Source organism: Streptomyces sp. NPDC059371 (assembly GCF_042751995.1).
In the GTDB taxonomy this organism is placed as follows: domain Bacteria; phylum Actinomycetota; class Actinomycetes; order Streptomycetales; family Streptomycetaceae; genus Streptomyces.
This window is the reverse complement of record NZ_JBHYXD010000056.1, coordinates 1-12,214: the sequence shown is the minus strand read 5'-3', so window position 1 is coordinate 12,214 and position 12,214 is coordinate 1. Positions and strand designations below refer to the sequence as shown.

Annotated in this window: 10 protein-coding genes and 1 pseudogene; 4 read left to right on the top strand and 7 right to left on the bottom strand. The window is 72.3% G+C overall.

Annotation, left to right across the window (positions count from 1 at the left end):
• Positions 1-57: 57 nt before the first annotated feature.
• The 4 genes from ACFXGX_RS26995 to ACFXGX_RS26980 form a co-directional block, all read right to left on the bottom strand.
• A complete protein-coding gene (locus tag ACFXGX_RS26995) occupies positions 58-501 on the bottom strand; it encodes a Zn-ribbon domain-containing OB-fold protein (RefSeq protein WP_384795793.1) in 444 nt (147 codons plus the stop codon).
• Positions 502-640: 139 nt separating this feature from the next.
• Positions 641-1,336 (bottom strand): TetR family transcriptional regulator, encoded by a 696-nt coding sequence (locus ACFXGX_RS26990; RefSeq protein WP_384795857.1) that lies wholly within the window; start codon positions 1,334-1,336, stop codon positions 641-643.
• Between the two features lie 419 nt (positions 1,337-1,755).
• On the bottom strand, positions 1,756-2,115 hold the full coding sequence (locus ACFXGX_RS26985; RefSeq protein WP_384795791.1) for a luciferase family protein: 360 nt from the start codon (positions 2,113-2,115) through the stop codon (positions 1,756-1,758).
• Between the two features lie 145 nt (positions 2,116-2,260).
• Positions 2,261-2,941 carry a DUF6445 family protein gene (locus tag ACFXGX_RS26980; RefSeq protein WP_384795789.1) on the bottom strand — a complete coding sequence of 227 codons (681 nt, stop codon included), beginning with the start codon at positions 2,939-2,941 and terminating at the stop codon, positions 2,261-2,263.
• A 218-nt stretch (positions 2,942-3,159) separates the two neighbouring features.
• Between ACFXGX_RS26980 and ACFXGX_RS26975 the strand changes: the two genes are divergently transcribed.
• Together ACFXGX_RS26975 and ACFXGX_RS26970 are read left to right on the top strand one after the other, a co-directional pair.
• Positions 3,160-3,918, top strand: coding sequence for a peptidoglycan-binding protein (locus ACFXGX_RS26975; protein ID WP_384795788.1), 759 nt, complete (start codon positions 3,160-3,162; stop codon positions 3,916-3,918).
• A gap of 229 nt (positions 3,919-4,147) precedes the next feature.
• Positions 4,148-5,979 (top strand): annotated as a pseudogene (locus ACFXGX_RS26970) (hypothetical protein).
• Here ACFXGX_RS26970 and ACFXGX_RS26965 read toward each other — a convergent pair.
• Positions 5,973-6,650 (bottom strand): nucleoside/nucleotide kinase family protein, encoded by a 678-nt coding sequence (locus ACFXGX_RS26965; RefSeq protein ID WP_384795786.1) that lies wholly within the window; start codon positions 6,648-6,650, stop codon positions 5,973-5,975. The pseudogene ACFXGX_RS26970 and the gene ACFXGX_RS26965 overlap by 7 nt on opposite strands.
• Before the next feature lie 129 nt (positions 6,651-6,779).
• On the opposite strand from ACFXGX_RS26965, the gene ACFXGX_RS26960 reads away from it, so the two are divergent.
• On the top strand, positions 6,780-7,517 hold the full coding sequence (locus ACFXGX_RS26960; RefSeq protein ID WP_384795784.1) for a beta-phosphoglucomutase family hydrolase: 738 nt from the start codon (positions 6,780-6,782) through the stop codon (positions 7,515-7,517).
• The gene (locus ACFXGX_RS26955) at positions 7,514-9,859 is read left to right on the top strand and encodes a glycoside hydrolase family 65 protein (protein ID WP_384795782.1); all 2,346 of its coding nucleotides are present in this window, start codon (positions 7,514-7,516) and stop codon (positions 9,857-9,859) included. Before ACFXGX_RS26960 ends, ACFXGX_RS26955 begins: the two co-directional genes overlap by 4 nt.
• Positions 9,860-9,883: 24 nt before the next feature.
• Here the strand turns inward: ACFXGX_RS26955 and ACFXGX_RS26950 are convergent, their stop codons facing one another.
• On the bottom strand, positions 9,884-11,140 hold the full coding sequence (locus tag ACFXGX_RS26950) for a serine hydrolase domain-containing protein (protein ID WP_384795780.1): 1,257 nt from the start codon (positions 11,138-11,140) through the stop codon (positions 9,884-9,886).
• Positions 11,141-11,352: 212 nt separating this feature from the next.
• The coding region (locus tag ACFXGX_RS26945; protein WP_384795778.1) for a CAP domain-containing protein at positions 11,353-12,214 on the bottom strand (862 nt) is incomplete at its 5' end.

Below are 12,214 nucleotides of genomic sequence, written 5' to 3'. Positions count from 1 at the left end.
GCCGCGCGGACGGCGGACCGGTCCGGACGCGGACGTGGGCGCCCGGTCGGAAAGTGTCTAGCCCCAGCCGCCGCCGTACGGGCCGTCGACGAGCTGGAACACCGGCTGCCGGCGCACCGGGTCCTGGGCGGTGGAGAGCTGGACGCGGTCGCCGCTGTGGATGGCGGCGGGCGAACCCATGACCCGGCCCCTGACCGTGAAGCCCTCCGCCATCTCGATGAGGGAGACGTTGCGTGCGGCCGGGGTGTTGCGGTGGATCACCGTGGAGTGGCGCACGACGCCCGTGCCCGCGCTCGCCTCCGTACGCAGGTCGCTGCCCGCGCACACGGGACAGAGCAGGCGGTTGTACATGGCGGTGGCGCACCAGTGGCACCGCTGGAAGAGCAGTACGTCCCCGGCGCGTTCCGCCGAAGCGATGTCGAGGCGCTCCACGGAACCCGCGTCGAGCACGTCCGTCGACGCGTTGAGGCCCGGGTGAAGGGCGATTCCTGGGTGGTACACGATGTCATCTCCCTGCGCTCGGCCGGAATCTGATGTGCGCGGAACACCGTGCACGAGCACAGGTTATGGCACTGAGTGCCACTCGTAAAGGCACTCCGTACCCTCAAAATGAAAGAAAGTCGCCGGAGGCGGCCCGCGCTCAGTCCCGCGCGAAGGCCGATTCGATCTCCTGCACCACGCGCCACATGGGCGCCCCGCGACGCGATACGACAACCACCACGTCCTCCGCCCCCGCTGCTTCCGCCGCTTCCGCCGCTTCCTCGCGTGCCGGCTCGGCGGGCGTGGCTCCGAACGTGCTCTGCACGTAGCCGAGAGCCTTGTCGACCGCCACCTCGGCGTCCCCGGTTCCGTCCGAACGCAGCCAGGAGCGCAGGGCGTTGTTGTGCGCGGCGACCACCGCGGCGGCGACGACGTCGGCGCGCAGCGTGTCCGCGCGGGCCCCGGCGGACAGGCCGCGCAGATACTCCGCGAGGGCGCGCTCGTAACGCCAGACGACCGACAGTTCGTACGCGCGCAGGCCGGGCACCTTCTTGGTGAGGCGGTAGCGCTGGACGGAGAACGTCGGGTTCTCCGCGTACATGCGCAGCACCAGCCGGGCGGCGTCGCAGACGCGCTGCACCGGGTCCTGGGTGCCGGCGTCCTCGCCGAGGAACGCCGTCATGTCGGCCAGGCAGCGCTCGTGGTCGGGGAAGACCACGTCCTCCTTGGACGGGAAGTAGCGGAAGAACGAACGCCGTCCGACTCCGGCGAGGGCCACGATGTCGTCGATGGTGGTCTCCTCGTAGCCGCGTTCCAGGAAGAGCTGGAAAGCGGCTCCCACCAGGGCGTCCCGCATCGGCGGTTTGACGGTGGTCGCGTCGGCGGGTTCCCGGCGCCCCGGTGCCTCGTTCATGGTCGGAAACTAGCATCGAAGCCGAGGTGGTGGCACTCGGTGCACTCTCAGGGGGGACTGAGTTCCCTGGCCGTTCTCACCCGGCGCACGCACCGGGTCGGCCCCGGGCGGCCCGGGGCACTCTTCGGAGTGTGACGTTCCCTATGTGGCTGATATGTGGTCGCTGGTGAACTCCGCTTGCGGAGGCCGAAGTTGACAGCCCAAAAGCAGTGATCGACTATGAGGTCGAGCCATGGCCCGCCGCGTCATCGCCCCCGGATGACGCGGTGCGAAGAGCCTCGGCACTCGTTCCCGCACGAGTGTCGAGGCTCGATGCGTTCCTGCCGGCCCAGCCCGTCGGTCCAGGTCTGTCGGTGTACCGGTCAGCGGTCGTTGCAGGTCGCCGAGAATATGTCGTCGCCCGCCAGGTGTCCTTTGAGGTGGGCCTGAAGGGCGACGCTCACGAGGGTCAGCAGGAGGTCGATGTCCGAGTCGACCTCGAGGTGGATGGTCACCCAGCGGGAGCCGGGCACCACGCGGATGGCCGTCGAGGTCTTGAGGTGGTCCTCGAAGCGCCGGATGGCCCGGTCGGTGAGGTGCAGGTCGACGTCGTGTTCGGAATGGAAATGGACGATCTCGCACTGCGCCGCGCACAGTGCTCGCCCCGTGCCGCAACTCGGCAGGGACTCCGCGAGGTCCGGCCAGCTCGCCAGCCGCGTCATGGCTCTGGAGGCCAAGGTCATGCGCCCATCATGACGAGCACACCTCCCGGCCACCAGAACTTGACGCGGATGTCATCCCTCTACCGCCTGGGAATGTCCGGTTTTCGCCTGGTAATTGAAGGCGCTTCAACCATCCGTCCCGGGATTCGGCCGGGGCCGGTCCGGCTCACGCCATCCAGAAGAAGACGGCGGTCATCCGTTTGTCCTCCATGGTGGTCCCGCAGTAGCCGGTGGCGCTGTGCATGAGGTTGGCGTTGTAGAGGAGCAGCCGGTTGTAGCGGTGCGGGACGCGGATGTCCTCGACGAAGGAGTCCGGCGGGACGAAACGCGTACCGAGGGCCTCGACCAGATTGCTGTGCGGTGCGACGACGACATTGCCGCCTAGCCGGCCGCCGGGCAGAGCCTGCCGGAAGAAGGCCGTTCCGCAGTCCTTGGGGACGTTCGGGTTCAGATAGAGCACCGCCGCGTAACGGCACAGGGCGCGGGAATCCGTGTGGGGGCGGGGCTCGCCCTCGTCCTTGCCGACGACCTGGACGCAGTTGTGGTTGAGCGTGGCACCCGACGGGGTCGACTGCTGCCACAGCTTCGGGGCGCCGGTGGCCTTCCTCACCAACCCTTCCACGCGGGCCAGTTCGCCGGGCTCCAGCCCCGGCATCGTCCGCAGGCCCGGCCAGCTCTCCGAGGTGTACGGGTAGCCCTTGGCCCAGTCGTCCCGGCCGACGCACCGGGCCCGTACGGCGTCCGGGTCGGGAAGCACATCGTCGAAGACCCAGTAGTCCCGGTCCCGTGTGGGCTTGCGATAGGGGAGGACCGGCAACGCCGGTGATCTCGGAGGTTGTGGGGGCATGCGGCCGACGATATTGACGCATCCGTCAGCGATCTCCAGGGAACGGGTCAACCTTCCGCCAACTCGGTTCATGGGTAGGCCAATTCGGTTCATGAATCGGCCAAGAGGCGGGGCCGGAGGTGATCACCGGGGTGCGCTGCGCGGTGAACGTCCCGGCCCGCGCCCGCGTATCACTGCACAGGGACGGCGGGAGACCGCGTGCACGGAAGGAGAGCAGTGTGTCGACACGGCCCGAACGCGGGGGGTCCACCGGGCGCTCCGTGATCGAACCCACGCACATCGAGCGCCGCCGCCGCTCCGAGTCCCTGGCGGAGCTGCTCAGGCAGGTACGGGAGAAGGAGGGGATGACCGACGACGCGGACGACGGCTTCGCGCCGGTCTCCGCGCCGACGCCCCTCGTACGGCTCCTGCCCGTCCTGGAGGAGGACGAGACCGAGGAACTGCCCCCGGTCCCGGGAGGCGAGGACTACACCGCCGACACTCCGCCGGCGTACGGGGCCCAGGCGGCCGAGGGAACACCCGCCGGTGACGTACGCCCTCACGAGAAGAGGCCCGGAGGCGCCCACGGACCGGCGCGCGGTACGGGTCTGCGCCGTGCCGCGATCGCGCTCGCCGTCACGGCGGCGGGTCTGACCGGCTTCGCCCTCGCCCTCCTGGTGCCGGGAGGGGCTCAGGGCGACGCGTCCGGGGCGGCCGGGGGACACTCCCCGACGGCACCGGCCGACCGTGCCGCCGACCCGGACGGCGCCGGCACGCTCCGCCAGGGTGACAGCGGACCCGAGGTGACGGCCCTTCAGCAGCGCCTGCTCCGCATCCCGGACGTGTACGACCACGGCAGCACCAGCGGCACCTACGACGGCGCGCTCACGGCGGCCGTGGCCCGCTTCCAGCTCTGGTACGGCATCCGGGGCGACGAGTCCGGTGTCTACGGCAACGACACCCGGGCCGACCTGGAATCCAGGACGGCGGCCCCCTGAGACGGCCGGGGCGGCCGGCGCGGTGACGGTCGCTCCCTCCGCCCCGGCCACCCCCTCCCCGCCGTCCTACGGGACATCGCGACGCCCGTGAGGCGGACGCCCCGTTCCCGGAGACCGCGTTGTTCGTGAGGCCGACACCCCCGCTCCCGCTCGCGCTCACCCGCCCACCCGGCGTCCGCGCGATCCTGGCCGCGACGGGGCGACCTCCGGCGCGAGGGGCTGATCTGCCGTGCATCTTCCCTACCAGCGGGGCGCGTTGCACGACCTCCCGGACGATCCGGCCGCCTACGACGCCGTCCTCGCCGCCGTCGCCGAGCAGGCGCTCGCCCGGATCACGCCCGAGGGGAACCTCGAACACCCCGCCGCCCGCGAGGACATCGGGGACACCGCGCTGGGGATCACCTCCCTGCTGGCCCTCGCCTGGCAGCGCTCCGGGGACGCCCGGCTGCCCGAGGCCGTCCGCCGCAGCCTCGCTTTCCACCTGCGCGAACGCGTCCCCACCGAGGACAACCCCGGCTATCCGAACCTGCGCCGCCGCGACTCGGGCGAGCCGTACGCCCGTTACGTACTGAAGGCGGGCGCGCATCCGCTGGGGGACTGGCCCAGTACGGTGTGGGCGCTGCTCCAGGCGCTGAACGTCCTGGACGCCGGGGACGGCATCCTCGACGCCGAACAGCGCGGCGAACTGGTCGAGTTGGCCCACGGCTACTGGCGCCGGCTGACCGAGGTGACCTTCTTCAACCCGCAGGAGGCCGGCAACCAGGCGATCGCCTGTGTCGTCGGCGGCCTGATGCTCGCCGGGCAACTCCCCGCCGGCCAGGCCGAATCCGTGCGCGCACGGGCCATGCGGCTGTACGAGGAGGAGATCCGCGCCCACCGCGTACGGGACCGGGGCGCCCTTCTGCCGCCCGAGCACCGCGGCGCGTACGACAACAACTACGGGCCCATCTCCCTGTCCTTCCTCGCGCAGGCCCACCGCGTCAGCGGCGAGGACGTGTTCGCCGAGGACGGCGAGACGCTCGCCCGGTACATCGACGCACGGCTGACCGTCGGCGGGTTCGACGTGGGAGGCCCCCGGTACAGCGAGCAGCACTGCGGTTTCGAGGCCGCCCTCGGGCTGCGCTACTTCGGCCGTCGCGTCGGCGCCGACCTCGGCCGCTACCGCGGCGACACCCGCTGGGGCCGGCACGCGGCCCACCGAGACGGCGGCGTCGACGGCCACTTCGCGTTCATGCTTGTCTGGCAGATCCAGGACCGCTCACCCTGGCACCGCCTCCCCTCGAAGGGCCCGGTACGGCACCAACTCCGTTCGGGCACCGTCTCGGTGGCCTTCGACGACCGGATGACGCCCGCTCTGGTGGAGGCCGACGGCACGTACTGCCTGCCCGCCGCGGTGAACCGGCAGCACGGCTTCGGCCCGGTCGCCGAGGGCTTCCTGTACTGCCGTCCCGTCGGCGAGGTCCGCGTCCGTGATCTGCGCGCCGGTCCGCTGACCGCCAAACTCGTCACCAAGCCCGTCGTCGGCCCCGACCACGTCCTGCGCCACGTCCGGTCCCTGTACGTCACCGACGGCACCCGGCTGTGGACGACGGTCGCCTGGAACGCCTGCCGGGCAGCCCGTATCTGCTCGCCGGGCTGCCGTACGCCGCGGACGACGGGGAGCGGGTGCGCCGGACCGCCGAGGCACGTGTGATGTCCGCCGGCGGCCTGCGGCTGACGCACCCCCGCTCGGCGGGCGCGGACCACTTCGACACACGGTCGGACAGCACGCAGGAGCAGGCGGCCTTCGCGCTCGCCGCCGACCCGCGCGTCCACGGCAACCCGGACGAGGGCTGGCGCCACCTCGTCTCCTCCACGGCCCTCGAAGCGGACCCCGCCCCGGGCGGCCCGGACGACCTGCACGTCTTCGCCGTCCGCTACGGACCCGGCGGCCCCTACGCCCCCACGTTCGCCGGCTCGGCGGCCCGGCCGGTCATCCGCACCGAGGAGTTCACCGCCTGGATCGGCGATCCGCGGGGCGACACGCACGGGGAGCCCGAAGCCGGGATCCGGCCTCACTGACCGGCCGGTCCGCCCGCGCCCGTTCCGACGACCGCCGGTCCGACGACGACGTCGGCGCGGGCCCGGGTCGCGGCCACCAGCTCGGCGTTGCGCTGATCCGTCCCCAGCACCCACGCCACCGCCGTGTCGTGGTCCTTCCCGAACTCCTCGTGGCGCGCGACCAGCCGCCGGACGCGGTCCGCCTCGTCGAGCTCGCAGAACCACACCTCGTCGAGCTGCGCACGGGCCCGCTCCCAGGCCTCCTCGCGCAGCAGCAGGTAGTTCCCCTCGGTGACGATCAGGCGGGCCGCCCGGGGAACCGCGAGGGCTCCCGCCAGAGGCTGTTCGAGGACCCGCTCGAATCCGGGCGCGTAGACGAGCTCCTCCTCGTCCTCGCGCAGCCTGCGCAGCAGCGCCGCGTACCCCGCCGCGTCGAACGTGTCCGGAGCCCCCTTGCGGCCCCGGCGCCCCAGCCGGTCCAGCTCGGCGTCCGCGAGATGGAACCCGTCCATCGGTACGTGGGCGACGGGGAAGGGCGCGATCTCGCCGAGCCGTCCGACCAGCCGCTCGGCGAGCGTCGTCTTGCCCGCCCCGGGACTGCCGGCGATCCCGAGAAGGGCGCGCCGGCCGGGCCGTACGAGCGCGGCGGCCCGCTCCACCAGTTCACCGAAGGACGGACCCGCCTCGGTCATACGAGCCCGGACCCGGGCGTGGGGGCAGCGATCTCCATGCCCTCCAGTATCGACGACGGTCCCTGAGCCAGGGCGGTGATGTGGCGCTCGCCACCCGGTGGAGACCGATCCCGGGGGCAGACTCCTCGTATGACTGAGCTCGGCCTGCCGAAACAGATCCTGGCCTGCCTCTTCGACCTCGACGGCGTCATCACCAGAACCGCGGTGGTCCACGCGGCCGCCTGGAAGCGGACGTTCGACGACTTCCTGCGAGAACGCGAGGGCGACGGCTTCCGTCCCTTCGACGACGCCGACTACGCCGCCCACGTGGACGGCCTGCCACGCGCCGACGGCGTACGGTCCTTCCTCGCCTCACGCGGCATCCAACTCCCCGAGGGAACCCCCGACGACCCGCCGGACAGGGCCACCGTCCACGGACTCGGCAACCGCAAGAACGCCCTGCTTCTCGACATGATCCGCACCGACGGGGTCGAGGCCTACGACGGCACCCTTCGCTACATCGAGGCGGTCCGGGCGCACGGCCTGCGCACCGCCGTCGTCTCCTCCAGCGCCAACTGCCGTGACGTCCTGCGCTCGGTGGGGGCGGAGGACCTCTTCGACGTACGCGTCGACGGTGTCGTCGCCGCCGAACGGCGGCTGCCGGGCAAGCCGCGCCCCGACACCTTCCTGGCCGCCGCGAAGGACCTCGGCGTCACGCCGTCCGAGGCGGCCGTCTTCGAGGACGCCCTCGCCGGCATGGACGCGGGCCGCTCGGGCCACTTCGGGTACGTCGTCGGCGTGGACCGCGTGGGCCAGGGCGCCGCCCTGCGTGCCCACGGCGCCGACATCGTCGTACGGGATCTGGACGAACTGGGGGAGCGCCCGTGATCACTCATTCCTCGTACGGAGTCGAGCCCTGGGCCCTGCGCGAGAGCGAGCTGCACCTCGGACTGCTGCCGCAGAGCGAGTCCGTCTTCGCCCTCGCCAACGGCCACATCGGCTGGCGCGGCAACCTCGACGAGGGCGAACCCCACGGTCTGCCCGGCTCCTACCTGGGCGGCGTCCACGAGACACACCCGCTGCCCTACGCCGAGGCGGGCTACGGCTATCCGGAGTCGGGGCAGACCGTCATCAACGTCACCAACGGCAAGATCGTCCGGCTGCTCGTCGACGACGAGCCGTTCGACCTGCGCTACGGACGGCTGCGTTCCCACGAGCGCGTCCTCGACCTGCGCACCGGGCTGCTCACCCGCACCTGCGAGTGGACCTCACCGGCCGGCTCCACGGTCCGCGTGCGCTCCACCCGGCTCGTCTCCTTCACCCAGCGGGCGATCGGGGCCGTCGCCTACGAGGTGGAGGCCGTCGACGGCCGGATCAGGGTGGTCGTCCAGTCGGAGCTGGTCGCCAACGAGCAACTGCCGGGCGGCGACGGCGATCCGCGCGCGGCGATCGCCCTTCAGTCGCCGCTGGAGGCGGAGGAGCACTTCGCGGCGGGCGGCCGGCTGCGGCTCGTGCACCGCACCCGGCGCAGCGCCCTGCGGGTCGCGGCGGCCGCGGACCACACGGTCAGGGGCCCGGAGGGGACCACCCTGAGCGGCGAGAGCAGCGACGACGTCGCCCGCCTGACGGTCACCTCCGTCCTGGAGCCGGGCAGCACCCTGCGCCTGGAGAAGCTCGTCTCCTACGGCTGGTCCGGCAACCGCTCCCTGCCCGCTCTGCGCGACCAGGCCGACGCGGCCCTCGCCGCCGCCCGGCACACCGGCTGGCAGCGGCTCGTCGACGAACAGCGCGCTTACCTCGACGACTTCTGGGCGCGCGCCGACGTCGAGGTGGACGGCGACGAGCAGATCCAGCAGGCCGTCCGCTTCGCCCTCTTCCATGTGCTCCAGGCCGGCGCCCGCGCCGAACAGCGCGCCATCCCCGCCAAGGGCCTCACCGGCTCCGGCTACGACGGCCACGCCTTCTGGGACACCGAGACCTTCGTCCTGCCGCTGCTCACCTACACCTCGCCGGGCGCCGTCGCCGAGGCGCTGCGCTGGCGCCAGAACACCCTTGAGGCCGCACGCGAACGGGCCACCCAACTCGGGCTGCGCGGGGCCGCGTTCCCCTGGCGGACCATAGCGGGATCGGAGGGTTCGGCGTACTGGCCGGCGGGCACCGCCGCCTTCCATGTGAACGCCGACATCGCCGACGCGGTCGTCCGCTACACCGCCGCCACGGGCGACACACGCTTCGAACGCGACACCGGCGTCGAGCTGCTGACCGAGACGGCACGGCTGTGGCGCTCCCTGGGACACCACGACCACCAGGGGAGGTTCCACATCGACGGGGTGACGGGGCCCGACGAGTACAGCGCCGTCGCCGACGACAACACGTACACCAACCTGATGGCCCGCGCGAACCTCCTGGCCGCCGCCGACGCCGTCGAGCGGTACCCGCGGCGGGCGGCGGAGCTCGGCGTCGACGAGGAGGAGAGCGCGGCCTGGCGCGACGCGGCCGAGGCCATGCACATCCCGTACAACCACGAACTGGGCGTCCACGAGCAGCACGCCGGATTCACCCGCTACCAGCGCTGGGACTTCACCGCCACCCGCCCCGACCAGTACCCGCTGATGCTGCACTTCCCCTACTTCGACATCTACCGCAAGCAGGTCGTCAAACAGGCCGACCTGGTGCTCGCCCTCTACAAGTGCAGCCCCTTCTTCGACGACGAGCACAAGGCCCGCAACTTCGCGTACTACGAACCCCTCACCGTCCGCGACTCCTCCCTGTCGGCCTGCTGCCAGGCCGTGATGGCCGCCGAGACCGGCCATCCCGGTCTCGCCTACGACTACCTGGTCGAGGCCGCGCTGATGGATCTGGAGGACCTTGAGCACAACACCCGCGACGGACTGCACATCGCCTCGCTCGCCGGGACCTGGACGGCCCTGGTCGCCGGCTTCGGCGGGCTGCGCCACCACGGGGACACCCTGGACTTCGCGCCCCGGCTGCCGGAACGCCTCAGCCGCCTCGCCTTCTCCCTGGAGGTGCTCGGCCGCCGGCTGCGCGTGGAGATCGGGCAGGACGCCGCCACCTACACGCTCGCGTCCGGTGACCCGCTGGAGATCAGCCACCACCGCGAGCCCGTCACCGTCGACGCCGACAAGCCCCGCAGCCTGCCGATCCCGGCGCCGAGGCTGCGCCCCGCCCCCGACCAGCCGCCGCACCGGCGGCCGAACTCCCGGGAGTGAGACGCGGCGCGGGCCGTCGGCGGGTCAGTCGCGGATGACGGAGGGCGCGATGTCCTCGTACCGCTCCGCGGGCGCCGCGCCGGGTACGGCCACGCGTGCGGACGCCCTGGCCGCGGACGTGCCGCAGAACGCGGGCTCCAGGGCGCGGTACATGGTGTTGAGCACGGTTGTGTTGTTCGAGGTGTTGGCCAAGGCGGTGAGACTGCGCTTGCCGTCCTTCGTGGTGAAGGCGTACGTGTAGTAGCCCTGCACGGTGCCGGTGTGCCCGTACACGGAGATCCCGCACGACAGCTCGCGGCGGCGCAGCCCGAGGCCGTAGGACGTGGTGCTGTTGACCCGGGTCCACTTCGTCATCTGGGTGAGCTGGGCGGCGGACATGAGCTTGCCGCGCAGCAGTGCGGAGAAGAAGACGTCCAGGTCGTGCGGCGTGGAGATGATGGCGCCCGCGCTCTGTGCCCAGGAGGCCGTCTGCTTGGTGGAGTTCACCAGGGCCGCCCCGGCCGTGTCCGAGGTGAGGTAGCCCTGGGCGTGCCGGCCCGGGATCGCGGTGGAGGGGTGGACGTAGAAGGTGTCGGCCAGGTTCAGCGGGGTGAAGATGCGCTTCTGGTACTCGGTGGCGACGGTGTGCCCGGTCAGCTTCTCGATCAGCATGCCCGCGACGACGAAGTTGGTGTTCGAGTACGAGTAGGCGGCGCCCGGCGCGTTGGTGCGCGGCTTCTGCAGCGACAGCCGCACCAGGTCCCGGTAGCCGAACACCTTGTTGCGGACGGCCTCGAAGCCGGAGACGGAACGGGCGAACATGTCGTTGGTGTAGTCGTACAGACCGCTGCGATGGCTCAGCACGTGCCGCACGGTGATCCTGTCGTCGGGCAGCAGGCCCGGCAGATACGTGTTCACCGGCTTGTCGAGCTTCAGCCTGCCCTCGTCGACGAGCTGGAGCAGCACCACGGCGGAGAACGTCTTGGTGACGCTGCCGACGCGGAACCGGTCGTTCGTGCTGATGGTCCGTCCGGTGGCCCGGTCGTCGACCCCCTCGACCAGCCGGTGCACCGTGCCGTTGTCGTCGATTCTCGCCATCGCGCCCGGTGCTCCCTGGCTGCGTGCCGTCCGCAGGATCGCCCGCAGGCCCGCGTCGTCGGGCGCCGCGGCGGCGGCCACCGCGCTCCGCTCGCCGCCGGCGTCGTGCGCGTCCGCGGGCGTCACGGCCTGTGCCGGACCCGCCAGCAGGGATGCCACGACCGCGCCCAGCGCCGTCCCCGTAACCGCCGTTGCTGAGACCATCTGCTTCTCCCGAGTGCCATCTGCCGGTCCGACGTCCCGGCCCCGGCCGCGCCGCGGATGCGGGCGACGGCACCATCTGTACGCGCTGACGGGGCGCGCGGGTTGCATCGCCATGGGGATGAAGCGGAAACGGCGAGGTGGAATCGGCGAATTGGCGGAAAGAGGCCGCGTGCCGGGCGTGCCCGGTCCGCGCGGCCGGGGCTGACGCCGGCTCAGCCGCCGAAGAGCTGGGTCCAGTACGTGCCCGCCCTGCCGCCGCCGGCCAGGCCGATGCCTATGTGGGTGAAGTCCCGCTTGAGGATGTTGGCGCGGTGTCCGGGGCTGTCCATCCAGCCCTGGACCACTTCGGCGGGGGAGCGCTGTCCGCAGGCGATGTTCTCGCCGATGGCGCGGTGGGTGGAGCCCGCGGCGGCGGCGCGGTCCCAGGGCCTGCCGCCCTCGGGGGAGGTGTGCGCGTAGAAGTCGCGGGCCACCATGTCGGCGCTGTGGGCCTGGGCCGCGGCGGTGAGCGTCGCGTCGGCGGTGAGGGGCGGCAGTCCGGCCGAGGCCCGCTCGGTGTTGGTGAGGGCGACGACCTCGCGCGCCGTCCGGTCCAGGCCCGCAGGGCTGAACGGCAGGGCCCACAGCGCCGTCCAGTACAGGTCGCCCGTGCGGGCGTCGGGGACGTGGGCCAGCCCCGCGTCGGCGAAGGCGGGATCGCACAGCGTGCGCCGTGACTGCGCGGCGGAGAGGCAGTACTCGACGAACTCGTGCGGGGTGCGCGGGCCGGAGACCAGATGTTCGCCGATGGTGAGGTAGGAGTAGCCGGCCGAGATGACGCGCTGGTGGACGAAGACGCCGTCGGGGACTTCCGAGGCCAGCATCCCGCGGGCGGCCATGGCGCCGGCGTGGCTCCGTGCGGCGGTGGTCAGCCGGGCGTCGAGGCGGACGGGCGGGGAGCCGGCCGCGGCGCGCGCGGAGTTCACCGGTCCCAGGAATCCGTCGGGGTCGGGACCGTACCCCGGCGTCCCCGGCGATCCGCCCCGGACGGCCGCGTCCGGCCCGGCGCCCGGCCCGGCGAGCCGCGCGGAGCCC

Coding starts and splice junctions, on each gene's coding strand:
- ACFXGX_RS26960 (WP_384795784.1), top strand. CDS start 6,780: ATGACTGAGCTCGGCCTGCCGAAACAGATCCTGGCCTGCCTCTTCGAC.
- ACFXGX_RS26980 (WP_384795789.1), bottom strand. CDS start 2,941: ATGCCCCCACAACCTCCGAGATCACCGGCGTTGCCGGTCCTCCCCTAT.
- ACFXGX_RS26985 (WP_384795791.1), bottom strand. CDS start 2,115: ATGACCTTGGCCTCCAGAGCCATGACGCGGCTGGCGAGCTGGCCGGAC.
- ACFXGX_RS26990 (WP_384795857.1), bottom strand. CDS start 1,336: ATGCGGGACGCCCTGGTGGGAGCCGCTTTCCAGCTCTTCCTGGAACGC.
- ACFXGX_RS26950 (WP_384795780.1), bottom strand. CDS start 11,140: ATGGTCTCAGCAACGGCGGTTACGGGGACGGCGCTGGGCGCGGTCGTG.
- ACFXGX_RS26965 (WP_384795786.1), bottom strand. CDS start 6,650: ATGACCGAGGCGGGTCCGTCCTTCGGTGAACTGGTGGAGCGGGCCGCC.